We start from the raw sequence: 22,981 nt of genomic DNA, 5'->3' as shown, positions 1-22,981 counted from the left end.
ATCAGTTTCGATCCGATGCCGCCGATACTTGCAAAAAACAAGTGTCCGCGTCAAGACCCTTCTCGCGCCTCCTCCGCACCAGCCAGATCGCGTCGCGCCCGAACGACTCCACGAGCAGCAGCAGCGCCGCGCCGACCAGCACCACGTCGAGCCCGGGCAGGAGGCGCGAGACCGCGACCGCCAGTGCGATGCCGGCGAAGGCGGTCACGACCTTGCGCCAGTACCGCGGGGGCAGCGTGCGGCGGAACCACGGCAGCATCCACCCCGCCGCCACGAAGGCGTACCGCAGCAGCCCGATCGCCAGCACCCACACCCCCAGCGCGGGCGCGACAGCGATGCCGAGGACGAGCAGGAGGAACGCATCCACCTCCATGTCGAAGCGGGCGCCCAGCTCGGTCACGCTCGCGGTGCGCCGCGCCACCCAGCCGTCGACCGCGTCGAGTGCGAGCGCGGGCACGACGAGCGCCACCACCGTGGCGACCGGCACGGCGCCGGCGAACGACCCCGCGACCAGCCCCGTGATCGCGCCGACCAGCACCGCGCGGAGGCTCGTGACGACGTTCGCGGCGCCGAACCGGGCCATGCCGCGACGGCGGTACCCGCGCACGACCAGGGCCGCGGTGACGACGAGGAAGGCGGCCATCGCGAGCCAGCCGACCGGCGGCAGGGCGCCCGGCAGCGCGCCCGCGGCCTCCAGTTGAACCCTTTGCATCTGTCCCTCGTGTCCTGAGTGCGGCACCCTGAGCAATACGACGACGGCGTTAACACGCCGCGGATGCGCCGATCGTTCACCGGCCGGCGCGGAGGGAGGACAGCGTGCGCGAGGCCACCGCCTTCTGGGTCGAGGAGCCCGGCTCCGGCGCCCTGCGGCAGGAGGCGCTGCGCGCGCCCGGCGCGGGCGAGGCGCTCGTCCGCACGCTGTGGACGGGCGTCAGCCGCGGCACGGAGGCGACCGTGTTCGGCGGCCGGGTGCCCGTCGGCGAGCGCGAGCGGATGCGGGCGCCGTTCCAGGAGGGCGACTTCCCGGCGCCGGTGAAGTACGGCTACCTCAACGTCGGCGTGGTCGAGGAGGGGCCGCCGGAGCTGGCGGGACGCACGGTGTTCACGCTGTTCCCGCACCAGTCGGCCTTCGTCGTCCCGGCCTCAGCGGTGCTCCCGGTCCCGGAGGGCGTGCCTGCGCGGCGGGCGGTGCTCGCGGGCGCCGTCGAGACAGCGGTGAACGTGCTGTGGGATGCCGCGCCCCTGGTCGGGGACCGCGTGGCGGTGATCGGCGCCGGCATGATCGGCTGCTGCGTCGCCCGCCTCGCCGCCGGCCTCCCGGGCGCCGAGGTCACACTCGTCGATCGCGAGCCCGGGCGCGCGGCGGTGGCCGAGCAGCTCGGCGTGGCGTTCGCGGACCCCGATGCGGCTCCGCGCGACGCCGATCTCGTCATCCACACGAGCGGCTCGGAGGCGGGCCTGCGCCTCGCGCTCGAGACGGTCGTCACGGAGGGGGTCGTGGTCGAGGCGAGCTGGTACGGCGATCGGGAGGTCGCCCTCCCGCTCGGCGCGGACTTCCACTCCCGCAGGCTCATGATCCGGTCGAGCCAGGTCGGCGCCGTCTCGCCCGCCCGCCGGGACCGCCGCACGACGAGCGACCGGCTCGGGCTCGCCCTGCGGCTGCTGCGCGACCCGGCCTTCGACGCGCTGCTCACGGGCGCCTCCGCGTGGCGCGAGCTGCCCGAGGTGCTCGCCCGGCTGGCAGCGTCGCCGGGCGCCGAGCTGTGCCACACGATCGACTGGAGGGACGCCTGATGCCGTACACCGTGACCGTCCGCGACCACATGATGGTCGCCCACAGCTTCACCGGCGACCTGTTCGGGCCGGCGCAGCGGCTGCACGGCGCGACCTTCGTCGTCGACGCGAGCTTCGGCGCCGACGACCTCACCGCCGACGGCGTCGTGATCGACATCGGCCGCGCCTCCACCGCCCTCGCCGCCATCACCGGCGCGCTCACGTACCGGAACCTCGACGAGGAGCCCGCGTTCGCCGGCGTGAACACGACGACGGAGGTGCTGTGCCGCGCCGTCGCCGACCGGCTCGCGGGCGCCGCGCACGCCGGGGAGCTGGGCGATGTCTCGGCGGTCACGTCGATCAGCGTCACCCTGCACGAGTCGCACATCGCGTGGGCGAGCTACTCGAGGTCGTTGTGACGGCCGGGACGCTCGCCTTCGTCGTCCCCGAGGGGGTGGACGACCCGGGCCGCGTGAGCGGCGGGAACGTGTACGACCGGCGGCTGCGCGACGGTCTGCACGCGGAGGGGTGGGAGGTGCGGATGGTGGAGGTGCCGGTGCAGGCGGCGCCGGGTCCCTCCACCGCCTCCGTGCTCGCCGGCCTCCCCGACGGCGCGCTCGTGCTGGTCGACGGCCTCCTGGTGCCGGGCGCCGCCGACGCGCTCGCCCGCCACGCGTCGCGGCTGCGGGAGGTCGTGCTCGCCCACCAGGCGCCCGAGCGGCCGGACGACCGTCTCCTCGCCGCCCTCCGCTCCACGCAGCGCGTGATTGCGACGAGCGGCTGGACCCGCTCCGAACTCGTGGAGCAGGACGCCGCCGACCCCCGCCGCATCGTCGTCGCGCAGCCTGGTGCCGACCTCGCGCCGGCGTCCACCCCCTCCCCGGGCGGCGAGCGCCTGCTCTGCGTGGCCGCGGTGGCGCCGCACAAGGGCCAGGACCTCCTCGTGCGCGCCCTGGCCGGCCTGACCGCCACCCCGGGCTGGAGCTGCGTGATCGTCGGATCGCTGGGGGTCGACCCCGACTTCGCGGCGGCGCTCGCGGCGGTCGTCGAGGCGACCGGGCTCGCCGAGCGCGTGACGTTCGCGGGCGTGCTCGGCGGCGAGGCGCTGGAGGCGGCGTACGCGAGCGCCGACCTGCTCGTGCACCCCGCGCGCAGCGAGAGCTACGGCATGGTTGTCGCGGAGGCGCTCGCCCACGGCGTCCCGGTGCTCACGACCGAGGTCGGCGGAATCCCGGAGGCGCTCGACCGGCCGGGAGCGGCGCTGATCGTGCCGCCGGACGACGCGTGGGCGCTCCAGATCGCGTTGCAGCGCTGGTGGTCGAGCGCCCCGCTGCGGGAGGAGCTGCGAGCGGAGGCGCTCCTGGCGCGGGCGGGCGCGCGGTCGTGGGACACGACGACGGCCGTGGTCGCGGCGGCGCTGGCGGAGGCGGCGGCCACCTCGACCGAGGCCGAGTCGGCGCACCGGGCGGCGACGCGATGAGCGAGGTGCTGGACGTCAGCAGCGACTGGCTGGAGCTGCGGGAGGCGGAGGACGCCCGCGCGCGGTCCCGGCTGCTCGCGGCCTCCCTCCCCGCGCTGCTCCCCGCCGGCCCGCTGACCGTGCACGACCTGGGCAGCGGCACCGGATCGATGATGCGCTGGCTCGCTCCCCTGCTCCCCGGGCCGCAGACCTGGATGCTGCACGACTGGAACGCCCGCCTCACGGCCCACGCCGCGCGGGGTGCACGGCCGCGCGACCGCGACGGGCGCCCGATCGCCATCCGCTCGCGGGTCGGCGAGCTGAGCCGGCTGGGCGCGGACGACCTGGCCGGGGCCTCGCTGGTGACCGCCTCCGCCCTGCTCGACGTGCTGACGGCTCCCGAAGCGCACGCCATCGTCGACGCGTGCGTCGCGGTCGGCGCACCCACACTGCTGTCACTGAGTGTGACGGGGGATGTGGAGCTGCGGCCCTGGGACGGGCGCGACATCCGCTTCGCCCGCGCCTTCAACGCCCACCAGCGGCGCAAGGTGCAGGGCCGCCAGCTGCTGGGCCGCTTCGGGGCGCCGATCGTGGAGGGGCTCTTCACCCAGGCGGGCTGGCGCACGCGCCGGGCGCTCACCATGTGGCGTCTCGACCGCCACCAGCCGCAGCTGCTGGGCGAGTGGCTCGACGGCTGGATCGACGCGGCCGAGGAGCAGGCGCCCGAGCTGCGCTCCGAACCCGACTACCGGCGGATGCGGCGAGCGCAGCTGGCCCGCGGCGAGCTGTCGGCGGTGGTCTACCACCTCGACGTGCTGGGGTGGCCGGGATGAGGGGCCGGGAGGGCGTGTCGGCCTCTGTCGCGGCGCGCGGGGCCGGTGTGGTGCGGCTCCGGGAGGTCACGGCCTCGCCGTGGTTCCGCCCGGTCGTCCGCGTGGCGCTCGGGGCGGTCGTCCTCATCGCCGTCGTGCTGCAGGTGGGCGCGGCGCCGTTCCTGGCGGGGCTCGCGGCGCTCGACGTTCCCACCGTCGCCGCCGCGGTGGCCCTGACGGCACTGGCGACGGCCGCCGCGGCCTGGCGCTGGAGCACGGTCTCGCGCGCGCTCGGCGTCCCGCTGCGATGGGGTGCGGCGGTGGCGATGTACTACCGCTCCCAGTTCCTCAACTCGGTGCTCCCCGGTGGCGTGGTCGGCGACGTCGGCAGGGCCGTCGACCACGGGCGCAGCGTCGAGCGGCTCGGGCCCGCGGCGCGCGCGGTGGTGATCGAGCGGACGATCGGGCAGGTCGTGCAGCTCGTGATCGCGGTGCCGGTCGTGCTGCTGGCGGGGACGGGCTTCGGGGGGATGATCCTCCCGCCGCTGGCCATCGGTGTCGGCGGCGCCGCGGCGACGGTCGCCCTGGCCGCGGTGATCGCGGGCGTCGCCAGTGCGCGTGCGCGGCGGGTGCTGCTGCGGGAGGCGGCCGCGCTGCGCGGGCTCGGATCGGCGGGCGCCGTGGTGAAGTGCGTGCTCGCCTCCGTCGTCGTGTGCCTCGCGCACGTGGGGACCTTCGTGGTGGCGGCCGAGGCGGTCGGCGTAGCGATACCGCCGCCGCAGGTCGTCGCGCTGGCGTTCGTGGTGCTGCTCGCCGCTTCCCTCCCGATCGGCGTCGGGGGCTGGGGACCGCGGGAGGGAGTCGCGGGCTGGGCGTTCGCCGCCGCCGGGGTCGGCGCGACGGCCGGCGTGGCGGCGGCAACGCTGTTCGGGGTGGTGACGCTGCTCGCGGTCCTGCCGGGGGCGGTGATCCCGCGGCGCGCCTTCACCCCGCGGGCCACGTCTCCCGCGGGCGTCCCCTCCGCCGTGTCCACCGCCTTCGCGTGGTCCATCACCTCCCCCACCCCCGCCCCGAGGAGCCCCCGCCCGTGACCGCGCGCCCCTACGTCACCGTCAGCTGCGCGATCTCGCTCGACGGCTACCTCGACACAGCGAGCCCACCGCGGCTGGCGCTGTCGAACGCCGACGACTTCGACCGTGTGGACGAGCTGCGGTCGCACCACGACGCGATCCTCGTGGGTGCTCGCACGGTCCGGCTCGACAACCCGCGGCTGCTCGTGCGCAGCGGCGAGCGGCAGGAGCGCCGCGCCGCCGCGGGCAGGGCGCCGTCACCGGTCAAGGCGACCGTCACTGCGACCGGCGAGCTCGACCCGTCGGCGGCCTTCTTCACGCAGGGCGACACCCCGAAGCTCGTGTACTGCCCCCGCGGCGACGCCGACCGGATCCGCGCCCGGCTGGGCGACCGCGCCACGGTCGTACCGCTCGGCGAGGAGGTGCGGATGGCCGACCTGCTCACCGACCTCGGCGAGCGCGGCCTCCACCGGCTCCTGGTCGAGGGCGGCGGGCGCACGCTGACCCAGTTCCTCTGCGACGACCTCGTCGACGAGCTGCAGGTCGCCGTCGCGCCGCTGTTCGTCGGCGACCGGCGAGCGCCGCGATTCGTGGGCGAGGGCGCCTTCCCGTGGAACGGCGAGCGCCGCGCCGTGCTCGCGGAGACCCGTGCCGTCGGCGACGTCGTGCTGCTGCGGTACGCGTTGTCGGAGCGGTTCGAGGGGGCCGGCTCATGAGCGCCAGCGCCGCCGCACGCCTCCACCCCGTCCGCACCACCATCGCGACCGTCCTCGCCGTCGTCGCGCTGGCCGCCGTCGCGCTCGCGCCCGGACTGATCGGCTCGGGTTCCGCGCTCGCGCTGCTTCGCCTCCCGTTGGAGGCCGTGCTCGCGCTCGCTGTGCTGACCCTCCTGCCGCAGGGCTGGTTGCGGCGCGTCGTCGCGGTGGTCGCCGCCCTGCTGCTCGTGCTCACCGCCGTGAGCGCCGGCCTCGACCGCGTCTTCGCACTGACCGTCGGGCGTCCGTTCGATATCGTGACGGGCTGGCCGGAGCTCGTGGACGGCTACGGCGTCGTGCAGGACTCCGCGGGCCCCGGGGGCGCGCTGGCGCTGCTCGTCGGCGTCGTGGTGCTCGCGCTCGGTGCGGTGATCGCCGTGACGGCCTCCCTCCTCCACCTCTCCCGGCGCCTGCGCCCGCGGCGCCGGGCCGCGCTGATCGGCGCCTCCGCGGTGACGGCCGGCTGGCTCGTACTCGCGCTCGTCGGCGTGCAGCTGGTGCCCGGCGAGCCCGTGGCCGCGGCCGACACGGTCGCGACGGCCGCCGCCAGGACCCGTCAGGTGGAGGCGGCGGCGCACGACGCGACCGCGCTCGACCGGGCCGTCGCGAACGACCCCTTCGCCCGCGTACCCGCCAGCGACCTCCTCACCGGGTTGAAGGGCAAGGATGTCGTCGTCGCGTTCGTCGAGAGCTACGGGCGCGTCGCGGTGCAGGGCTCGAGCTTCTCGGACGGCGTGGACGCCGTGCTGCGACAGGGCGAGGCCGGCCTCGCGGCGCACGGGTACGGCGAGCGGAGCGCCTTCCTCACCTCCCCCACCTTCGGCGGCGTCAGCTGGCTGGCCCACTCGACCCTGCAGTCCGGGCTCTGGGTCGACTCCCCGCTGGCGTACGACCGGGTGACGACGAGCGACCGGCTCACGCTCGCGGCGGCGTTCCGCAAGGCGGGCTGGCGGACGGTCAGCGACGTCCCCTCCGACACCCGGCACTGGCCGGTCGGCTCGTCGTTCTACCGCTTCGACGAGCAGCTCAACGGGAAGAACGTCGGCTATCGAGGACCGCGCTTCAGCTACGCGCGCGTCCCCGACCAGTACACGCTCGCCTACTTCCAACAGCGCGACCTCGCGAAGCCGCACCAGCCGGTGATGGCGGAGATCGACCTCGTCTCGTCGCACACCCCGTGGACGCCGCTGCCGAGCCTGGTGCCGTGGGATGCGATCGGCGACGGCTCCCTCTACGCGGGGCAGTACGCGAAGGGCGATTCGCCCAGCGTCGCCTGGCAGGATCCCGAGCACGTGCGGCAGCTCTACGGCCAGTCGATCCAGTACTCGCTCGGCGCGCTGTTCTCGTTCCTGACCACCTTCGACGACCCGAACCTCGTGCTCGTCGTCCTCGGCGACCATCAGCCGGCATCGATCGTGAGCGGCACCGGGGCCGGCCACGACGTGCCGGTCAGCATCATCGCCAAGGACCCGGCCGTGCTCGACCGCGTCGCATCGTGGCGGTGGGAGGCCGGGATGCTGCCGTCGCCCTCCGCGCCGGTGTGGCGGATGGACGCGTTCCGCGACCGGTTCCTCACGGCGTTCGGGGCGGACGGAACGCACAGCGCGACCGGATCGGCCTTGCGATGAACCCCCGGCGCGGCTCCTTCGTGTTCTCCCTGTGGCCCCCTCCCGTCGGGGCCCCGATCGGAAGCGGGTGACCCCATGACCGAACAACCCATGAGCGCAGCGGATACGGCCGGGCAGCACCAGGGCGCGCTCTGGACTCTGCGCATCCTGAGCGCGCTCGTCCTCGCCGTGACCGGCGGCATCCACCTCTACCTGCTGTTCGTCGGGGTGGGCGGCCTGCTGGGCGTCCTCTTCGTGCTGAACGGCATCGCCGCCCTCGTGCTCGCCGTGGCGATGCTCGTCACACGCGGTGCCCTGCTGCGGATCACGACCGTGCTGAGCCTCCTGTTCCTCATCGCCTCCCTGGCCTCGCTGCTGCTCGCGCTGACGGTCGGCCTGTTCGGCATCCGCGAGGTGTGGAGCTTCACGCTGGTACCCGAGACCGTGATCGTCGAGTCGATCGGCATCGTGGTGCTGGCGATCACGACCGCGGCGGTGCTGCGGCGGCGGCGCGCGGTGGCGGTGGCCTGACCCTCCCGCCCTCGCATAGGGTGCTGGCATGACAGCGCGTATCGCGAACGTCTCGTTCCATGCCGAGGACCCCACCGCCCTGGCCCGATTCTGGTCGGCCGTCATGGGCTACCCGGCGGGCAGCTCGTGGGACGCCGAGGACGTCGAGGAGCTGAAGGCCGCCGGCCTCACCGACGAGGACCTCGCCGACCGCGCCGAGGCCTGGGACGGCGACCCGACCCACCAGCGCTTCTTCTTCTCCCGCTACCGCCACGGCAAGCGGGGCCGCAATCGCATGCACCTCGACATCACCCCGTTCGACGACCGCCGCGCCACCCGCGAGGAGCTGGAGGCCGAACGCGACCGCCTCCTCGCCCTCGGCGCCACCGAGGAGAGACGCTGCTGGGGATGTGGGGACCGTACGAGGAGTTCGTCATCATGATGCGCGACCCGGAGGGGAACGAGTTCTGCTTGCAGTAGGGGGTCGCCGGACGCGCCTCCCCGCTACCATCGTCGGAGGTCGCGAAGGGGGAATCGCCGATGATCGCAGTAGCCGACCCGTTCAGCGGGCTCGCACTCACCGTGGTGATAGCGGGTGTGATCCTGTACGCGCTGTACTGGGTGGTGCGCAGGGGCGTGGCCGCCGGCATCCGGGATGCGCGCGGGGAGGGTGGCGCGTCCGACGAGTGATCGGACTCCCACTGGCCCAGCCGCCCCAACCGTGGCAGCGTGACTCCCATGAGCCCGTCGTCGAAGTCCGAGGCGTTCGTGGAGGCCGCCGGCCGTGAGGTGCGCGTCTCCAGTCCCGACAAGGTCGTGTTCCCGGATGCGGGGCTGACCAAGCTCGACCTCGCGCGGTACTACGTGGCCGTCGCCGATGGGGCGCTGCGCGGAGCCGGCGGGCGGCCGATGGTGCTGAAGCGGTTCGCGAAGGGGCTGGGGCAGGAGCCGTTCTTCCAGAAGCGGGTGCCCGAGAACCATCCCGATTACATCGACACCGCGACCCTGCACTACGCGAGCGGGACCTCCGCCGAGGAGGCCGTGCTGCGGGACGCCGCGGGGCTCGCCTGGGTGTCCAACCTGGGCTGCCTCGACCTGAACCCGCACGCGGTCCGCGCCGAGGACCTCGACCATCCCGACGAGCTGCGCGTCGACCTCGACCCGATGCCCGGCGTCGACTGGGCGCAGATCGTGGATGTGGCCTTCATCGCCCGCGACGTGCTCAGCGACCACGGGCTGGTCGGTTGGCCGAAGACGAGCGGGTCGCGCGGCCTCCACATCCTCGTCCGCATCCACCCCCGGTGGGGCTTCGCCGACGTGCGGCTGGCGGCGGAGACGCTCGCGCGCGAGGTCGAGAACCGCGCGCCGGGTCTCGCGACGGCCCGCTGGTGGAAGGAGGAGCGCGGCGAGAGCGTGTTCGTCGACTTCAACCAGAACGCGAAGGACCGTACCGTCGCCTCCGCCTACTCGATCCGCCCGCTGCCCGACGCCCGCGTCTCCACCCCGCTCGACTGGGAGGAGGTGCGCACCCGCCGCCCGGAGGAGTTCACGGTCCGCACGGTGCTCGACCGCTTCGCGGAGCGCGGCGACCCGCACGAAGGGATCGACGAGGCGCCCGGCTCGCTGGACGCGCTGCTCGCCCTCGCGAAGGAGCTGGGCCCGGCCGAGAAGCCGCCGCGCGGCGGTGACGGCTCCGGCCGCCGCGTGTCCCAGATGCCGCTGGTGGAGGTGGCGCGCACCAAGACGAAGCCCGAGGCGCTGGAGGCCCTGGCCGCGTGGAAGTCGGCGCACCCGACCGCGGCCGAGCGCCTCCACCCCGCCGACGAGCTGGTCGACGGCATGCGCGGCTCGAGCTCGCTCTGGTACCGCGTGCGGGTCAACCTGCAGCACGTGCCGGAGGAGGAGCGGCCGGAGCAGGAGGCGCTGATCGCGGACTACGACCCGTGGGCGGGGCGGCAGGCGCCCTGACACATCGTCGATGGGCACTGAATTCCTGCCCTGCTCTCACTGAGCGCCCTGAGCACGGGTTGAACGCTCCCTAGCGTCGGAAGTGCGCGCTCTCCGCGTGCCGGGTCGTGGACACGATCGCGCCGAGTACGGGTCGCGAAGGACGTCCACTCCGTTCGATGAGGAACGGACCAACTATGAGACGAGCACTTCCCCTGTCTGCGGCGGTCGCAGCCGCAACGATCGCCCTCGCAACCCTCGGCTCGGCGCCCGCGCACGCGGCGGCGGAGGACCCGCTGGCCGCCGTGGCCGCCGCCGACCCGACTGCGCTCACCGGTGCGGCTCCGGTCGAGACGACGGAGTCCGGCGTTGCTGCCATCGACGCCACCATCGCTGGGACGGATGTAACCGTTCCGGTTGACCCGTCCGACGGCGTATCGCTGGGTATCGGAGACAACACCATCGGGATCGGCCTGCCCTTCGCCGCCGATGCGGACCGAGCCACTGCAGAGAGGGCAGGCGTCGTCTCCTACGACAACAACAACGGATCGGTCACGGTGCCGAGCGTCCAGGCGGACGGAAGCATCCAGATCACAACTGTGATCGCCGGGCCCGCCGCACCGAAGCGATACACATACCCGCTGTCCCTCCCGGCGGAACAGGAGCTGCACCTGGCCGGCGATGGTTCGGTGGTCGTGTCGACCGCAGGCGGCGACGTGGTCACGGGCACGGTCGCCGCTCCCTGGGCCAAAGACGCGAACGGCGCGCCGGTCGCCACTCACTACGAGATCGACGGGACGACCCTCGTTCAGGTCGTCGATTTCACCGAACGCACGGCGTTCCCCGTCGTCGCCGACCCGAGCATCACGTTCGGAACGTACGTCGTGGTGACGATGTCGCAGGCGACCGCGCAGGCCATCCACGGCGGGTCCGTCGCCGTCGCCCTCGGGCTGCTCTCGCTGACAGGACCGGTCGGGATGGTGATCGGTGCGGCCGTCTACGGAACCATCGGCTCCTACAACTCGACCCGGCTCGGGCAGTGCCGGACCTGGTCCTTCAGCTACACGTATCTGGGCCAGTTGGTGAGGTCCGCATGCGCCTGACGGCCGCGCTCTCGGTGTTCCGCCTGAGTCGGTGGGGAGGCCGGGTGCTCCCGATCTGGGCGCTGATCCTCGGGCTCCTGATCGGCGGGTTGCCCGGAGGCGGCACAAGGCCGGGCAACCTGCTGCCGATCGCGATCTATGTGGTGATGACCCTGGCGTTCCTCATCCCGCTCGAACTCGTGTGCCGGCGGGTGGAGAAGCAGCAGCGCCCCTAGCCCCGCCGCCCTACTTGTGCCGCGGCTTGCGCGCCGGGCGCTCGTCGCCCCGGTCATCACGCCGGTCGTCACGCCGCTCGTACTCGCGGCGCGGCGCGTCCCGCCGCTCGTAGTCCCGTCGCCCCGACTCGCGCCGCGCCCCGGGGCCGCGGTCGGGCCGGAGCTCGATCAGCTTGCCGCCGATGCGCGTGCCCGACAGCCGCTCCAGCGTCTCGCGCGGGAGGTCGGCCGGCAGCTCCACGATGGTGAAGTCGGGCATGATGCGGATGTGGCCGAAGTCGTCGCGGCTGAGGCCGCCCTCGTTGGCGAGGGCGCCGACGATCTGACGGGGTTCGACGCGCTGGCGCTTGCCGACCTCGATGCGGTAGGGGGACAGCGGTGCTCCGGTGCGCTCGCGGCGAGCGCCGCGGCCGCGGGAGTCGCCCGTGTCACGCGCAGAGCGGTCCCGGTCGCGCCCGGCCCGGCCGTCGCGCTCGACGCGCTGGGTCAGCTCGTCGTCCTCCGAGAGCAGCAGCGGCTCCTCGCCCTGCGCCACCACAGCGAGCGCCGCCGCGACGTCGGCCTCCGGCACGTCGTGGTGCTCGACGTAGTGGGCGATGATGTCGCGGAAGCGGCTGATCCGGTCCTCCTGCCCGAGCGCCTCGGTGATGGCGTCGTCGAAGCGGGCCAGGCGGGTGACGTTGACGTCCTCCACGGTCGGCAGCTGCATCTGGGTCAGCGGCTGGCGGGTGGCCTTCTCGATGGCGGTGAGGAGGCGGCGCTCGCGCGGGGTGACGAAGCTGATCGCGGCGCCGCTGCGGCCGGCGCGGCCGGTGCGGCCGATGCGGTGCACGTAGGGCTCGGTGTCGGTCGGGATGTCGAAGTTGATGACGTGGCTGATGCGCTCGACGTCGAGGCCGCGCGCCGCGACGTCCGTGGCGACCAGGATGTCGAGCTTGCCCGACTTCAGCTGGTCGACCGTGCGCTCGCGCTGCGCCTGCGGCACGTCGCCGTTGATCGCGGCCGCCGAGTAGCCGCGGGCACGCAGCCGCTCGGCCAGCGTCTCCGTTTCGTTCTTGGTGCGGACGAAGATGATCATGCCCTCGAAGTTCTCGACCTCGAGGATGCGGGTGAGGGCGTCGACCTTCTGCGGGTACGAGACGACCAGGTAGCGCTGGGTGATGTTCGGGGAGGTCGTGGTCTTCGTCTTGACCGTGACCTCCTCCGGATCGTTGAGGTACTGCTTCGAGATGCGGCGGATCTGCGCGGGCATCGTCGCCGAGAACAGCGCCACCTGCTTGTCGTCCGGGGTGTCGGCGAGGATGGTCTCCACATCCTCCGCGAACCCCATCTTGAGCATCTCGTCGGCCTCGTCGAGCACGAGGTACTTCAGCTCGGAGAGGTCGAGGGTGCCCTTGTCGAGGTGGTCCATGATGCGGCCGGGGGTGCCGACGACGATGTGCACGCCGCGCCGCAGCGCCGACAGCTGCACGCCGTAGCCCTGACCGCCGTAGACGGGGAGGAGGTGCACGCCCTTCAGGTGCGCGGCGTAGCTCTCGAACGCCTCCGCGACCTGCAGCGCCAGCTCGCGGGTCGGCGCGAGCACGAGCGCCTGCGGGGTCTTCTGCGACAGGTCGAGCCGCGACAGGATGGGCAGCGCGAACGCGGCCGTCTTGCCGGTGCCGGTCTGCGCGAGCCCGACGACGTCGCGCCCCTCGAGCAGCAGTGGGATGGTCGCCGCCTGGATCGCGGACGGTGTCTCGTAGCCGACGTCCTTGAGCGCCTTCAGCACCGGGGCGCTGAGGCCGAGGTCGCCGAAGGTGATGGTGTCGGCGGTGGCGTCGTCCGCCGGAACGGCGTCGGCGGCGGTGGTGTCGTCGTGGGGAGCGGAGTCGGGGGTGGTGGTCACCAGGTCAACGGTAGTCCGCCGGGACCCTGTACCGCCTCCCCCGTCCGCCAGGATGAGCTGCGCCGACCGCAAGCCGGCGCCGGTGCTCACCCCTCCGCGAGGTCGGAGAACAGCCCGGTGAAGCCCACTCCCGTGCCCACCAGCCGCTGGAAGAACGCGCCGGCGGCCGGGTCGGCGACGGCCGCGGAGGCGTCGTCGTAGCTGTCGAAGTAGAGGTCGAGGGTGCGGTGGGCGGGCGTCGGGGTGCCGTCCTCCTTCGGCCAGACCTTCGCCGCCTCCACCCGGCGCAGCCGCGGGAGGGTGCGGGCGAGCGACTCGATCTCGGCGTACGCCGTCTCGAAGGCGGCCGGGTCGGCGGGGTTGTCGATGATGAGGGTGATCTTGGTGGGCATGGTGGTTCCTTCTCTTATCGGGTGCTCGTGGCGAGCGGGGTGGTGGAGGCGGAGGTGGAGGTGGTGGAGGCTGTGGTGCGCCGGTTCCGCGTGTCGGCGCCCGCGGTCTCCAGCAGGCGCAGCCACAGCTCGCTGACCGTCGGATAGGCCGGCACCGCGTGCCAGAGGCGCTCGATCGGCACCTCGGCCGCGATGGCGATGGTGGCCGCGTGGGCGAGCTCGGCGGTGTCGGGGCCGACGGCGGTGAAGCCGACGATCGTGCCGGCGTCCTCGTCGATGAGCATCCCGGCCCGGCCGGTGTAGCCGTCCGCGTGGAGGAATGCGCCGGCGACCGCGGCGAGGTCGTACTCGACGGCCCGGACCCGGAGCCCGGCCTCCGTCGCACTCGCGACGGTGTGGCCGACCGCGACGATCTCCGGATGCGTGAAGATCACCTGCGGGACCGCGCCGTGGTCGGCCGTCGCGGCGTGACGGCCCCAGGGCGCGTCGTCCACCTCGGCGCCGGTCGCGCGGGCGACGATGACGTCGCCCGCGGCACGGGCCTGATACTTGCCCTGGTGGGTGAGCAGCGCGCGGTGGTTGACGTCACCGACCGCGTACAGCCTCCCGCCCTCCACCGGGATGCCCTCGCCGTCGACCACGCGGAGCGTCTCGTCGACCGGCAACCAGCCGCCGGGCGCGAGCCCGACGGCCTCCAGGCCGATGTCGCCGGTGTTCGGCGTGCGGCCGGTCGCCACCAGGACCTCGTCGGCCTCGACGGTCTCGCCGCCCGCGAGGGCGATGCGGACCGTGCCGTCGGCGTCCCGGTCGATCCGCACCGGCTCGGCGCCGCTCAGCACGCGGACGCCGTCGGCGGCGAACGCGGCGGCGAGGTGGTCGCGGGCGAAGGCTTCCACGCGCGGGAGGAGGCCGTCGCGTGCGATCAGCGTGACCTCCGTGCCGAAGGCGCTGTACGCGCTCGCCATCTCGGCGCCGACCACACCGCCCCCGATCATCGCGAGACGGGCGGGAATGCGCTCGGCGGAGACGGCCTCCCGGCTGGTCCAGGGCTTCGCCTCGGCCAGCCCGGCGATCGGCGGGAGCGCCGCAGTCGTACCGGTGGCGACCACGACGGCGTGCCGCGCGGTGAGCACGGTGCTGCCGCCGTCGGCGCCGGTCACCTCGACCGCGCCTCCCCCGAGCAGGCGACCGTGGCCGCGCACGAGGTCGATGCCGGCGCTCTGAAGCCAGGCCACCTGCCCGTCGTCGTGCCAGTGGGTGGCGAAGCGGTCGCGCCGCGCGAGCACGGCGGCCGTGTCGAGGTCTCCCGTGACGGCGGCCGCCGCACCCGGCAGGCTGCGGGCCGCGCGCAGGGCGGCGGCGTCGCGGAGGAGGGCCTTCGTCGGCATGCAGGCCCAGTACGAGCACTCGCCGCCGACCAGCTCCGCCTCGACGATCACGGCGGACAAGCCGCCCTGCACAGCGCGGTCGGCGACGTTCTCACCCACCGGGCCGCCGCCGATGACGACGACGTCGTACGCGGTCGCGCTCATCGGGCGTCCGCCTCGGTGTCGAGACGCGTGCCGCCGAGGCGCGTGGCGGCGGTGTCGGCGCCGGCGTCGCGCTCACGCTTCACCGTGCGCTGGAGGCGGAGGGCCGACACCAGGAAGAACACGCCGCCGAGTGTGGCGTAGCCCGCCAGGCCGACGAGGGATGCCGCGGCGCCGCCCGACTGCAGCGCGAAGCCGAGACCGGCGAGCACCGAGATGCCGCCGCTCAGGATCATCGGCCACTGACCGCCCAGGCGGCGGCGCACGATGGCGACCGCGAGCTGCACGGCACCCGCGGTGATCGCCCAGAGACCCCAGACGAGCAGCACCGCTCCGCGTCCGGAGGGAGCGGCGACGGCGAGCCCGATCGCCGCCAGGGCGCTGAGAGCCATGTTGACGAAGAGCAGCGAGGCGGGGCGCGTCGCGCGTGAAGCGCGGTGGTCGACGATCGCCGCGACGACGTCGAAGACGGGGTAGACCACGAGCAGCACCGCGGTGAGCGGCGAGAGGGTCGCGGCGGTGAGCGCGACGACGGCGGCCCAGACGATGGCGAAGCCGAACCGGACGAAGTACAGGGTGCGCAGCGCGGAGGCGATCGCGACGGGGCGTGCGGCGGGTGGGGCGGTGGTCATGCGGTTTCCGTTTCTGTGTGACGATGGACGATGTAGAATGACTAGTCACTCTACATGGCTTCACCGTAGCGAGCGGAGGCCGGAGACGCAAGCGCCCAGGAAGGGAGCACTTATGATCGGGAGCGTGAAGACGTCGATGCGGGAGGCGCTGATCCAGGCGGCGACCGAGCTGTTCTATGCGGACGGACTCCGCGCCGTCAGCGTCGACAAGGTCATCGAGAAGGCCGGCACGACCAAGGTCACCTTCTACCGCCACTTCAAGAGCAAGGACGACCTCGTCGTCGCACACCTCGAGCGCCGCGCGGAGCAGGAGCGGGCCGGAATCGCGGGCGCGAGGGAGGCCGCGGCCGGAGACCCGGATCGTACGTTCCAGCTGATCGCGCAGCAGCTCGGCACGATGGCGTGCGAGCAGGGGTTCCGCGGTTGCCCCTTCATCAACGCCGCCGCCGAGTACCCGGACCCGGCCAGCCCGGTCCGCGCGGCCGTCGACGCGCACCGCACCTGGTGCAAGACCACGTTCGCCGAGATCGTGGGGCCGCTCGGCCTCCAGGATCCGCAGGCCGTCGCCGACGATCTCATGCTCATCCGCGACGGCGCGATGGTGTCCGGGTACCTGGACGACGCGGAGGCACTGGGGGCCTCGTTCCTGCGGAGCGCGCGAGCCCTGACCCGCGTCTGAAAGCTTCGCCGCCAGCGGCCCGGCGCGATCCCCGCGCCTCCCACACGCCGTTTTTGTCCCCCGTACTGGTGTCAGCACATTGGAGGACACGCCCCTATGCTGATGAACACCCGCCGGAACCCGAAACTCCGACGGGGTGCCATCGTCGAGTCACCCCACGGGCGGCTCTCCTACCCGAATCCGTTTCGCGTTCGGTGGCGCGTTGGGGGGAACCGTTGCCGGCGCGCGCCGGCGCTTCGTGGAAAGCACCCGACTTCCATGCTCCGTTCTCTCAACCCTCTCCTGTCCGGCCGCCTTCTCTCCGTCGTCGACGCCGTCCCGGCCGGCGGCTGGATCGCCCTCACCTCGCGCCACGTGCAGCCGCAGCCCGGCGCCGTGCCGACCGACGCGTCGCTGGAGGCGGTGGTCGAGGCCCTGCTCGGCTCGCTCGCCCTCAGCGACCAGGCCGCCGTCCCGCTCGTCGGCTGGATCGCCGACGCTGCCGACGACGACTGCCTGGACGCCTTCTTCACCGTGCAGGGCATCGCCCGCGACGCCGAGCGCCGGCCGCTGGAGATGGGGAGGCTGACCGAGCTCCCCGACGACGCCCTCTGCGGGGTCGACGCCGTGATCGGCGTCGACTGCCCGGCGGACGTCGTCTTCTTCCTCTGCGTCGGCCAGGGCGAGCACGTCGCGGCGCCGCTCTTCGGCGCGGTCGCACAGCAGGCGGTGTCGGCGGCCTGAGGCCCGGAGCCGAGCGCAGCCGCGCTCAGCCCCGCGTCGCGCGCTCCAGCTCCCGGTCGATCTCCTCGGCGGTCGGCGCGGTGGCCGGGCCGCGGCGGGTGACCGCGATGGCGGCCGCCACGTTCGCGCGCCGGGCCGCGGCGACGAGGTCGTCACCGCGGCTGAGCGCCGCGGCGAGCACGCCGCCGTGCGCGTCTCCTGCGCCGTTGCTGTCCACGGCGTCGACAGGGAGGCCCGGCACCAGTTCGGCGGCAGGGGCGCCCTGCTCGACCACCCAGCATCCCGCCGCGCCGTCGCGCACGATCGCCGCGCCTCCGCGCGTGCGACCGGCCAGTGCGACCGCTGCCGCTGCGAGGTCGACGCCGCCCGTCATGAGGCGCGCCTCGCGCGCGTTGACGCTCACGACGTCGGTCGCGGCGAGCACACGGCCGAGCAGCTCCGGCGCGAAGGTGTCGACGAGCGGCGACGGGTCGAACAGCACGCGCACGCCCGCGGGCAGCGCCTCCAGCCAGCCGGGCAGGGCCTCCGCGTTGACGGGGTGGGCCAGGCTGTAGCCCGAGACGTACACGAGGTCGGCGGGCCGCACCTCCACCCGGTCGAGGTCGGCGCGGGTGAGCCGGCCCTCCGCGCCGCGCGAGGTGACGAAGGTGCGCTCGGTCGACGCGTCCACCAGGGCGACGGTGAAGCCGCTGTCGACGTCGTCGATGCCCGTCTGCGCGACCGCGAAGCCGGCATCGGCGAGGGCGGTCCGCACGATCGTGCCGAAGCCTCCCGTGCCGTACTGGCCCGCGAACACGACGGGGAGCCCGTCGCGCTGGGCGGCGACCATCGCGTTGTAGCCGCCGCCCGCGGTCAGGCCGCTGGCGGACGCGATGACGTCGCCGCCCGGCTCCGGCATCCGGTCGATCGCCATGACGATGTCGACGATCACGTTGCCGGTGAAGATCAGGCGCGGGCTGTCAGCCACGTGCCGCCTCCGAGGCGTCCAGGCTCTCCGGGGCGTCCGGGGCGTCGACCCCATCGGCGGTGGCGGCCGGGGCCGGGTCGAGCAGCTGCCCGCGCGCCCCGCCGAGCACCGCGTACAGGCCGGCCGCGATCACGAACGTGACGATCCAGGCGATGCCGCTCTGCCCGATCGACAGCAGCACGTAGCCGACGACGATCGCCACCGCCCAGGCGCCGACCGCCCGCCACTCGACGCCGCCGCGGTACCAGTAGCGGCCTCCGCGCATGTCGAGCAGCGCGACCGGGTCGTACCAGCGGCGCTTGATCATGTCGATCAGGAACACGGCGAGCCAGGCGGTGATCGGGATGGCGAGCAGCGAGATGAAGCTGATGAACGGGCCGTAGAACGAGCCGGCGATCAGCATGAAGTAGATGGAGCCGGCGAAGGTGACCACGACATCCACCGTCACCGCGTACACCCGGCGGATGCGGATACCGAGCGTGAGGGTCGTGAGGCCCGCCGAGTACACCGAGAGGTGGTTCGAGAGCAGGAGGCCGCCGAACGCCGCGATCAGGTACGGGATCGCCATCCAGGTCGGCAGCAGCTCGCGGATCGCGGCGACCGGGTCGCTCGCGGTGGCCAGGGAGGTGTCGCCCGCGGTCAGCAGCGCGCCGAGGCCGATCAGGACCACGAGCGGGATGCCCGCGCCGGCCGCGCTGGCCGCGATGAGCCGGGCCGCCTTCACGCTGGTCCGCTGGTAGCGCGCCATGTCGGCGCCCGCGTTGGCCCAGCCGATGCCGGTGCCGGCGGCCATGGTCGCGACGCCGACGAGCATCGCACCGAAGCCTCCACCCGGCATCGCGGCCACGGCCGACCAGTCGATGGTCGAGACGAGCGCGATGCCGACGACGATGTTGAGCGCGCCGAAGATCCAGGTCGCCCACTTCTGGATGACCAGGATGGCCGCGTGGCCGAGGCCCGAGACGAGCAGCGTGCACGCCTCGAAGATCGCGATGGCGACGATCGCCAGCACAGGGACGGCCTTCGCGTCGGAGCCCGTTCCGAAGATCAACGTGAACAGCGACAGCAGCACGAAGGCGCCGGTGGTGGTGTTGACCGTCTCCCAGCCGAGCCGCGACAGCAGCGACACGAAGGTCGGGCCGGCGTTGCCGCGCGGGCCGAAGATCGCGCGCGACAGGGTCATGCTGGGCGCGCCTCCACGCCGCCCGGCGATGGAGACGACGCCGACCAGTGCGAACGAGCCCGCGGTGCCGATGGCGGCGACGATCAGCGCCTGCCAGATGTTGAGGCCCTGCACGGCGACGAGCGTCGCGCCGAGCGGCAGGCCGAGGATCGAGATGTTGGCCGCGAACCAGACCCAGAACAGCTGCAGGGGGTTGCCGGTGCGCTCGGCCGGCGGCACCGGCTCGATGCCGCGCTGCTCGACCGCGGTGAGGGCGGAACGGGTGGACATGGGGTCTCCAGACGTCGTCGTGTGAATCGGGTCGGTGGTGCGGGTCGGTGTATCGGGGATGTGAGGGAGGCGGGAGGCTCAGCCGCGCAGGGCGAGGAGCTCCCGGACGAGAGGGGCGAGGTCGAGGTCGTTGACGCGGCGCAGCTGCGCGCGTTCGGCCTCCGGCCAGACGGCGCCGCCGTGGGTGGCGCCGAGCACGGCGCCGGCCATCGCGGCGACCGTGTCGGTGTCGCCGCCGAGGCCGACGGCGAGGCAGAGGGTGCTCCAGGGGTCGTCGGAGCAGGCGACCAGCGCGAGCGCGGCGACCACCGACTCCTGCGAGGCGACGGAGGTGCCGACGACCTCGGCGACCGCGTCGGCGCGCTTCGCGGCGGGCAGCTCGGCCACGTACGGCACGGCCCAGCGCAGACGCGGTGCGATCTCGCCTCCTGCCGCCCAGTGGCCGCGGCGCGCGCCCTCCTCGGCGGCGGCGATGGCGACCTCGATCGCCTCGGCCGGGGCGGCCCCGTCGATGCCCGCGCTGACGGCCGCACCGATCGCGGCGGCGCTGGCGATGCCGAGGCTGGTGTTGTGGGTCGGCTCGCTCGTGGCGGCGACCGCGTCGACGAAGGCGGTGAGATCGTCGACGGGATGCGCGATGCCGACGGGGGTGATCCGCATGGCCGCTCCGTTGGTGGTGCCGAAACGCCCGGCCTCGGAGGCGGGGACGCCGTCGCTCAGGCGCTGCAGCGCGGCCTTGGTGCTGGGGCCCAGGAGGTCGAGCGAGCCGCGGGCGGCCATGTCGGCCTCCCACGCGAGCAGCTGCCGGGCGAAGTCGTCGACGTCGACCGCGCCTCCGCCCGCCACCAGCAACCGCGCGAGGAGCACGGCCTGCTCGGTGTCGTCGGTGATCGACCCGGCCGGCATGCCCGCCGCGATGCGCTGCCGAGGGCCGGCGTCGCGGAATCCGGTGATGACGCCGTAGTCCTCACGGATCTCGGCCCGCGACATCGACTGGGTCGGCATGCCGAGGGCGTCGCCCAGGGCGAGTCCCTCGAAGGCGGCGAGGGCGCGGGCGGCGCGGTCGGCCGTCATCGGCCGGCCCCGAACGTGAGGTGGAGGCGGAATCGCTGCGGATCGAGGAGGCTGACCACCTTCTCGACGAAGCGCCCGTCGGCGTCGCGGGCGATCCGCACGGCGTGGAGGAACGCCTCCCCCGGTCGCCGGCCCATCAGCGCGGCGTCGGCGTCGTCGAGCGTGGTGACGGCGATCCACTCGTCGCCCTGCGCCGGGATGAGCCCGGCGGCGTGCATGGTCTGGGTGAGCGAGTCGTCCACGAGCCCGTCGAGCGGCACGTCGGCGATGCGGCCGATCGCGGGTACGCGGCTGCGCTCGAGCGAGACGGCCGTGCCGTCGTCGAGGCGCCGCACGCGGTCGAGCGCGAGGAAGTCCATCCCGCTCGCGCTCACGGAGGCGGCGAGCTCGGGATCGCGGACGACCTCGGCACGCAGGATGTCGGTGCGGTTGACGGTGCCGCTGACGCTCAGGGCACGGCCCCAGCTCGGGTTGTCGCCGAGCTCCTGCCCGTCGAAGGTCACGAACGACCCGACGCCGGTGCGCGTGTCGATCAGCTCCTCCTCGGCGAGCGCGTCGAGCGCCCGGCGGATGGTGCCGCGGCTGACCGCGAACCGCTGCGCGAGCTCGTTCTCGCCCGGCAGCAGGGTTCCGTTGCGGTAGGCGCCGCTCAGGATGGCGGAGCGCAGCTCGTCCGCGATCTCCTGCCGTTTGAGCGAGGTCCGGCTGCGCGTGGCCGAGGCGGCGTCGTTGTCCATGCGCGATACAGTACCTGTTCACTACCTGTACTGCAAGTGAGGGAGGGACGCCGCGGCGAACATCCCACCCGTCATCGCGGTGATCATCCTGCCGATGCCGCTGCGCCTCCTCCCCGACACGGCCTACGCCGTCGGCTCACTGCTCCTCGTGGCCGTTGTCGACGTCTACATGCTCGCGCTCATCGTGCCGATGCTCGCGATCACCTGGCGGCGCCTGCACGACGTGAACAGTTCGGGCGGCCTGTTCTTCTTCGGGCTCATCCCGCTGATCGGCCCGATCATGCTGCTGATCAACCTCGCCGGGGCGCCGGACCCCGACGGAGTGCGGTTCGATCGGCCGCGGCCGCAGGGCGCTTAGCCGCTCCCCGCAGCCGCCCGCCCCTCACCCGCGGTCGTGCAGCGTCACGTGGTATCCGTCCGGGTCGGCGAAGATGAAGGTGCGCCCGAACGGGCCATCGATCGGCTCGGCCACGATGCGGTGGCCGTCGGCGGCGAGGGCGTCATGGATGGCCTGGACGTCGGTCGCGTGCAGCCAGATCGCCGCGCCGATGCCGGGCTGGGAGACCGCGGCGAGGTCGGTGCCAGGGACGAGGTCGCGCAGGGCGAACGCGATGGGCGTGGTCTCGAAGACGACGGCGTGCGGCGGACCGGCCGGCGAGCGGACGAGGCCGAGGTAGTGCTCGTAGAACGCGCGCGACGCGTCGAGGTCGCGGGTCTGGAGGGAGACGAAATCGGGTCCGGTGACGGGCATGGTGGCTCCAATCGATGCGTGTCAGTTTTCTGACACACGCGACTCTATGTCAGAATACTGACATGAGTCAAGACGACGCCGGCATCGACCTCGACACCTCGCTCGGCTACGTGCTCAAGGAGGCGTCCAGCGCTCTCCGGGCGGCGATGGAGGAGGTGCTCCGCCCGCTCGGCATGAACGTGACCCACTACTCCTGCCTCGAACTGCTGGCCCAGCGTCCCGGCCTGTCCAACTCCGAGCTCGCGCGCGGAGCGTTCGTCACGAGGCAGACCATGAACGTGCTGCTGCAGACGCTGGAGCGCGACGGCCAGGTGACCCGGGCGGTGGAGGCCGCGGTCGGCAAGGCGATCCCGACCCGGCTCACCCCGCACGGCCGTGAGCTCCTCGGTCGGGCGAGCGCCGCCGTGCGCTCCGTCGAGGAGCGGATGCTGAGCGGTATGACGCCCGAGGAGCGCACGGCGGCCTTCGGCAGCCTCCAGAGCATGATCCGCGCGCTCCGGGCGGGCGCCGACACCGCACCCGGCAACGAGGGCGAGAGCCTCTAGCGCCGCTCCAGCGTCCCGATCTCCTTCCCGCCGGAGCGGTACACCGTCAGCGTGTCGCCGTCGACCTTCGCCGTGCTGGCGAGGTTCAGCCAGGGCGTGACGCCTTCGCACGCCTTGGTGATCGCCGCGAACGGCCCGAAGGTGAACGTGTCGCCGTCGATCGTGCCCGTGCCCTCGACGGGGTTGCAGCCGTCCGTGCCGGTGAAGGTGCCGTCGGACTCGATGGTCAGCGACGGCTCGCCCGCAGCCTCCTCCCCCCAGTCGCCGGGGAGCGAGGAGGCGGACGAGCATCCGCTGAGAGCGGTCAGGGCAAGGGCCGCGGCGATGGCGAGGGCCGCGCGCACCGATCTGGTGGTCATG

At 73.4% G+C, this 22,981-nt stretch carries 28 protein-coding genes; 17 read left to right on the top strand and 11 right to left on the bottom strand.

Features of this window, described 5'->3' with window-relative positions; translation table 11 throughout:
• Position 1: 1 nt before the first annotated feature.
• Positions 2 to 712, bottom strand: a complete 711-nt coding sequence (locus tag P5G50_RS05420; protein WP_301210310.1) for a CDP-alcohol phosphatidyltransferase family protein — start codon at positions 710 to 712, stop codon at positions 2 to 4.
• A 104-nt stretch (positions 713 to 816) separates the two neighbouring features.
• Between P5G50_RS05420 and P5G50_RS05415 the strand changes: the two genes are divergently transcribed.
• The 13 genes from P5G50_RS05415 to P5G50_RS05355 all read left to right on the top strand — a co-directional run bounded on the left by P5G50_RS05415 (position 817) and on the right by P5G50_RS05355 (position 11,251).
• Positions 817 to 1,794, top strand: coding sequence for a zinc-dependent alcohol dehydrogenase (locus P5G50_RS05415; protein ID WP_301210309.1), 978 nt, complete (start codon positions 817 to 819; stop codon positions 1,792 to 1,794).
• Entirely contained in the window at positions 1,794 to 2,192 is a 399-nt protein-coding gene (locus P5G50_RS05410) for a 6-pyruvoyl trahydropterin synthase family protein (RefSeq protein ID WP_301210307.1), read from the top strand. Before P5G50_RS05415 ends, P5G50_RS05410 begins: the two co-directional genes overlap by 1 nt.
• Positions 2,165 to 3,253, top strand: coding sequence for a glycosyltransferase family 4 protein (locus P5G50_RS05405; RefSeq protein ID WP_301210306.1), 1,089 nt, complete (start codon positions 2,165 to 2,167; stop codon positions 3,251 to 3,253). The genes P5G50_RS05410 and P5G50_RS05405 overlap by 28 nt, the downstream gene beginning before the upstream one ends.
• Complete coding sequence (locus tag P5G50_RS05400; protein ID WP_301210304.1) at positions 3,250 to 4,065, top strand: small ribosomal subunit Rsm22 family protein; 816 nt, start codon at positions 3,250 to 3,252, stop codon at positions 4,063 to 4,065. Before P5G50_RS05405 ends, P5G50_RS05400 begins: the two co-directional genes overlap by 4 nt.
• Positions 4,066 to 4,079: 14 nt before the next feature.
• Complete coding sequence (locus P5G50_RS05395) at positions 4,080 to 5,135, top strand: lysylphosphatidylglycerol synthase transmembrane domain-containing protein (protein ID WP_301210302.1); 1,056 nt, start codon at positions 4,080 to 4,082, stop codon at positions 5,133 to 5,135.
• Complete coding sequence (locus P5G50_RS05390; RefSeq protein WP_301210301.1) at positions 5,132 to 5,830, top strand: RibD family protein; 699 nt, start codon at positions 5,132 to 5,134, stop codon at positions 5,828 to 5,830. The genes P5G50_RS05395 and P5G50_RS05390 overlap by 4 nt, the downstream gene beginning before the upstream one ends.
• Positions 5,827 to 7,497: an alkaline phosphatase family protein gene (locus P5G50_RS05385; protein ID WP_301210300.1), complete on the top strand. Its 1,671-nt coding sequence runs from the start codon at positions 5,827 to 5,829 to the stop codon at positions 7,495 to 7,497. The genes P5G50_RS05390 and P5G50_RS05385 overlap by 4 nt, the downstream gene beginning before the upstream one ends.
• Positions 7,498 to 7,587: 90 nt before the next feature.
• A complete protein-coding gene (locus P5G50_RS05380) occupies positions 7,588 to 8,007 on the top strand; it encodes a hypothetical protein (RefSeq protein WP_301210298.1) in 420 nt (139 codons plus the stop codon).
• A gap of 28 nt (positions 8,008 to 8,035) precedes the next feature.
• Positions 8,036 to 8,428, top strand: a complete 393-nt coding sequence (locus P5G50_RS05375; protein WP_301210296.1) for a VOC family protein — start codon at positions 8,036 to 8,038, stop codon at positions 8,426 to 8,428.
• 98 nt (positions 8,429 to 8,526) lie between these two features.
• Positions 8,527 to 8,676 (top strand): hypothetical protein, encoded by a 150-nt coding sequence (locus tag P5G50_RS05370; protein WP_301210295.1) that lies wholly within the window; start codon positions 8,527 to 8,529, stop codon positions 8,674 to 8,676.
• A 48-nt stretch (positions 8,677 to 8,724) separates the two neighbouring features.
• A complete protein-coding gene (locus P5G50_RS05365; protein ID WP_301210642.1) occupies positions 8,725 to 9,954 on the top strand; it encodes a DNA polymerase domain-containing protein in 1,230 nt (409 codons plus the stop codon).
• Between the two features lie 176 nt (positions 9,955 to 10,130).
• Positions 10,131 to 11,036, top strand: a complete 906-nt coding sequence (locus P5G50_RS05360) for a hypothetical protein (RefSeq protein WP_301210294.1) — start codon at positions 10,131 to 10,133, stop codon at positions 11,034 to 11,036.
• Positions 11,027 to 11,251, top strand: a complete 225-nt coding sequence (locus P5G50_RS05355) for a hypothetical protein (RefSeq protein ID WP_301210293.1) — start codon at positions 11,027 to 11,029, stop codon at positions 11,249 to 11,251. Before P5G50_RS05360 ends, P5G50_RS05355 begins: the two co-directional genes overlap by 10 nt.
• 10 nt (positions 11,252 to 11,261) lie before the next feature.
• Here the strand turns inward: P5G50_RS05355 and P5G50_RS05350 are convergent, their stop codons facing one another.
• From P5G50_RS05350 to P5G50_RS05335, 4 genes are all read right to left on the bottom strand, one after another.
• Positions 11,262 to 13,139 carry a DEAD/DEAH box helicase gene (locus P5G50_RS05350; RefSeq protein WP_435870837.1) on the bottom strand — a complete coding sequence of 626 codons (1,878 nt, stop codon included), beginning with the start codon at positions 13,137 to 13,139 and terminating at the stop codon, positions 11,262 to 11,264.
• Positions 13,140 to 13,225: 86 nt separating this feature from the next.
• A complete protein-coding gene (locus tag P5G50_RS05345) occupies positions 13,226 to 13,531 on the bottom strand; it encodes an EthD domain-containing protein (RefSeq protein ID WP_301210292.1) in 306 nt (101 codons plus the stop codon).
• A 14-nt stretch (positions 13,532 to 13,545) separates the two neighbouring features.
• Positions 13,546 to 15,063 carry a dihydrolipoyl dehydrogenase family protein gene (locus P5G50_RS05340; RefSeq protein ID WP_301210290.1) on the bottom strand — a complete coding sequence of 506 codons (1,518 nt, stop codon included), beginning with the start codon at positions 15,061 to 15,063 and terminating at the stop codon, positions 13,546 to 13,548.
• Complete coding sequence (locus P5G50_RS05335) at positions 15,060 to 15,692, bottom strand: hypothetical protein (RefSeq protein ID WP_301210289.1); 633 nt, start codon at positions 15,690 to 15,692, stop codon at positions 15,060 to 15,062. The genes P5G50_RS05340 and P5G50_RS05335 overlap by 4 nt, the downstream gene beginning before the upstream one ends.
• A gap of 124 nt (positions 15,693 to 15,816) precedes the next feature.
• Here P5G50_RS05335 and P5G50_RS05330 point away from each other — a divergent pair, with 124 nt between their 5' ends.
• Positions 15,817 to 16,371, top strand: coding sequence for a TetR/AcrR family transcriptional regulator (locus P5G50_RS05330; RefSeq protein WP_301210288.1), 555 nt, complete (start codon positions 15,817 to 15,819; stop codon positions 16,369 to 16,371).
• Between the two features lie 258 nt (positions 16,372 to 16,629).
• The gene (locus P5G50_RS05325) at positions 16,630 to 17,094 is read left to right on the top strand and encodes a hypothetical protein (protein WP_301210287.1); all 465 of its coding nucleotides are present in this window, start codon (positions 16,630 to 16,632) and stop codon (positions 17,092 to 17,094) included.
• 25 nt (positions 17,095 to 17,119) lie between these two features.
• Here the strand turns inward: P5G50_RS05325 and P5G50_RS05320 are convergent, their stop codons facing one another.
• The 4 genes from P5G50_RS05320 to P5G50_RS05305 all read right to left on the bottom strand — a co-directional run bounded on the left by P5G50_RS05320 (position 17,120) and on the right by P5G50_RS05305 (position 21,325).
• Positions 17,120 to 18,061, bottom strand: coding sequence for a PfkB family carbohydrate kinase (locus P5G50_RS05320; protein WP_301210286.1), 942 nt, complete (start codon positions 18,059 to 18,061; stop codon positions 17,120 to 17,122).
• Positions 18,054 to 19,514 carry a purine-cytosine permease family protein gene (locus P5G50_RS05315; RefSeq protein ID WP_301210285.1) on the bottom strand — a complete coding sequence of 487 codons (1,461 nt, stop codon included), beginning with the start codon at positions 19,512 to 19,514 and terminating at the stop codon, positions 18,054 to 18,056. The genes P5G50_RS05320 and P5G50_RS05315 overlap by 8 nt, the downstream gene beginning before the upstream one ends.
• Before the next feature lie 78 nt (positions 19,515 to 19,592).
• On the bottom strand, positions 19,593 to 20,588 hold the full coding sequence (locus P5G50_RS05310; protein WP_301210284.1) for an ADP-ribosylglycohydrolase family protein: 996 nt from the start codon (positions 20,586 to 20,588) through the stop codon (positions 19,593 to 19,595).
• Entirely contained in the window at positions 20,585 to 21,325 is a 741-nt protein-coding gene (locus P5G50_RS05305; RefSeq protein ID WP_301210283.1) for a GntR family transcriptional regulator, read from the bottom strand. Before P5G50_RS05305 ends, P5G50_RS05310 begins: the two co-directional genes overlap by 4 nt.
• A gap of 94 nt (positions 21,326 to 21,419) precedes the next feature.
• Between P5G50_RS05305 and P5G50_RS05300 the strand changes: the two genes are divergently transcribed.
• Positions 21,420 to 21,683 carry a DUF805 domain-containing protein gene (locus tag P5G50_RS05300; protein ID WP_301210282.1) on the top strand — a complete coding sequence of 88 codons (264 nt, stop codon included), beginning with the start codon at positions 21,420 to 21,422 and terminating at the stop codon, positions 21,681 to 21,683.
• 24 nt (positions 21,684 to 21,707) lie between these two features.
• Here P5G50_RS05300 and P5G50_RS05295 read toward each other — a convergent pair whose 3' ends face one another.
• The gene (locus tag P5G50_RS05295) at positions 21,708 to 22,076 is read right to left on the bottom strand and encodes a VOC family protein (protein WP_301210281.1); all 369 of its coding nucleotides are present in this window, start codon (positions 22,074 to 22,076) and stop codon (positions 21,708 to 21,710) included.
• 62 nt (positions 22,077 to 22,138) lie between these two features.
• Here P5G50_RS05295 and P5G50_RS05290 point away from each other — a divergent pair, with 62 nt between their 5' ends.
• Positions 22,139 to 22,621, top strand: a complete 483-nt coding sequence (locus P5G50_RS05290) for a MarR family winged helix-turn-helix transcriptional regulator (RefSeq protein WP_301210280.1) — start codon at positions 22,139 to 22,141, stop codon at positions 22,619 to 22,621.
• Here the strand turns inward: P5G50_RS05290 and P5G50_RS05285 are convergent.
• Positions 22,618 to 22,980, bottom strand: coding sequence for an META domain-containing protein (locus tag P5G50_RS05285; RefSeq protein ID WP_301210279.1), 363 nt, complete (start codon positions 22,978 to 22,980; stop codon positions 22,618 to 22,620). The genes P5G50_RS05290 and P5G50_RS05285 overlap by 4 nt on opposite strands.
• Between the last annotated feature and the right edge of the window lies 1 nt (position 22,981).

Source organism: Leifsonia williamsii, assembly GCF_030433685.1.
Classification (GTDB): Bacteria; Actinomycetota; Actinomycetes; order Actinomycetales; family Microbacteriaceae; genus Leifsonia; species Leifsonia williamsii.
Note: the sequence above shows the minus strand (reverse complement) of the source record. Positions and strands in the feature narration are given on the sequence as shown.

What these genes read in the sequence shown, in the direction of transcription:
- P5G50_RS05295 (WP_301210281.1), bottom strand. Translation starts at nt 22,076, where the DNA reads ATGCCCGTCACCGGACCCGATTTCGTCTCCCTCCAGACCCGCGACCTC.
- P5G50_RS05345 (WP_301210292.1), bottom strand. Translation starts at nt 13,531, where the DNA reads ATGCCCACCAAGATCACCCTCATCATCGACAACCCCGCCGACCCGGCC.
- P5G50_RS05355 (WP_301210293.1), top strand. Translation starts at nt 11,027, where the DNA reads ATGCGCCTGACGGCCGCGCTCTCGGTGTTCCGCCTGAGTCGGTGGGGA.
- P5G50_RS05340 (WP_301210290.1), bottom strand. Translation starts at nt 15,063, where the DNA reads ATGAGCGCGACCGCGTACGACGTCGTCGTCATCGGCGGCGGCCCGGTG.
- P5G50_RS05420 (WP_301210310.1), bottom strand. Translation starts at nt 712, where the DNA reads ATGCAAAGGGTTCAACTGGAGGCCGCGGGCGCGCTGCCGGGCGCCCTG.
- P5G50_RS05410 (WP_301210307.1), top strand. Translation starts at nt 1,794, where the DNA reads ATGCCGTACACCGTGACCGTCCGCGACCACATGATGGTCGCCCACAGC.
- P5G50_RS05310 (WP_301210284.1), bottom strand. Translation starts at nt 20,588, where the DNA reads ATGACGGCCGACCGCGCCGCCCGCGCCCTCGCCGCCTTCGAGGGACTC.
- P5G50_RS05285 (WP_301210279.1), bottom strand. Translation starts at nt 22,980, where the DNA reads ATGACCACCAGATCGGTGCGCGCGGCCCTCGCCATCGCCGCGGCCCTT.
- P5G50_RS05290 (WP_301210280.1), top strand. Translation starts at nt 22,139, where the DNA reads ATGAGTCAAGACGACGCCGGCATCGACCTCGACACCTCGCTCGGCTAC.
- P5G50_RS05370 (WP_301210295.1), top strand. Translation starts at nt 8,527, where the DNA reads ATGATCGCAGTAGCCGACCCGTTCAGCGGGCTCGCACTCACCGTGGTG.
- P5G50_RS05325 (WP_301210287.1), top strand. Translation starts at nt 16,630, where the DNA reads ATGCTCCGTTCTCTCAACCCTCTCCTGTCCGGCCGCCTTCTCTCCGTC.
- P5G50_RS05305 (WP_301210283.1), bottom strand. Translation starts at nt 21,325, where the DNA reads ATGGACAACGACGCCGCCTCGGCCACGCGCAGCCGGACCTCGCTCAAA.
- P5G50_RS05375 (WP_301210296.1), top strand. Translation starts at nt 8,036, where the DNA reads ATGACAGCGCGTATCGCGAACGTCTCGTTCCATGCCGAGGACCCCACC.
- P5G50_RS05385 (WP_301210300.1), top strand. Translation starts at nt 5,827, where the DNA reads ATGAGCGCCAGCGCCGCCGCACGCCTCCACCCCGTCCGCACCACCATC.
- P5G50_RS05400 (WP_301210304.1), top strand. Translation starts at nt 3,250, where the DNA reads ATGAGCGAGGTGCTGGACGTCAGCAGCGACTGGCTGGAGCTGCGGGAG.
- P5G50_RS05380 (WP_301210298.1), top strand. Translation starts at nt 7,588, where the DNA reads ATGAGCGCAGCGGATACGGCCGGGCAGCACCAGGGCGCGCTCTGGACT.
- P5G50_RS05300 (WP_301210282.1), top strand. Translation starts at nt 21,420, where the DNA reads ATGCCGCTGCGCCTCCTCCCCGACACGGCCTACGCCGTCGGCTCACTG.
- P5G50_RS05315 (WP_301210285.1), bottom strand. Translation starts at nt 19,514, where the DNA reads ATGTCCACCCGTTCCGCCCTCACCGCGGTCGAGCAGCGCGGCATCGAG.
- P5G50_RS05365 (WP_301210642.1), top strand. Translation starts at nt 8,725, where the DNA reads ATGAGCCCGTCGTCGAAGTCCGAGGCGTTCGTGGAGGCCGCCGGCCGT.
- P5G50_RS05335 (WP_301210289.1), bottom strand. Translation starts at nt 15,692, where the DNA reads ATGACCACCGCCCCACCCGCCGCACGCCCCGTCGCGATCGCCTCCGCG.
- P5G50_RS05360 (WP_301210294.1), top strand. Translation starts at nt 10,131, where the DNA reads ATGAGACGAGCACTTCCCCTGTCTGCGGCGGTCGCAGCCGCAACGATC.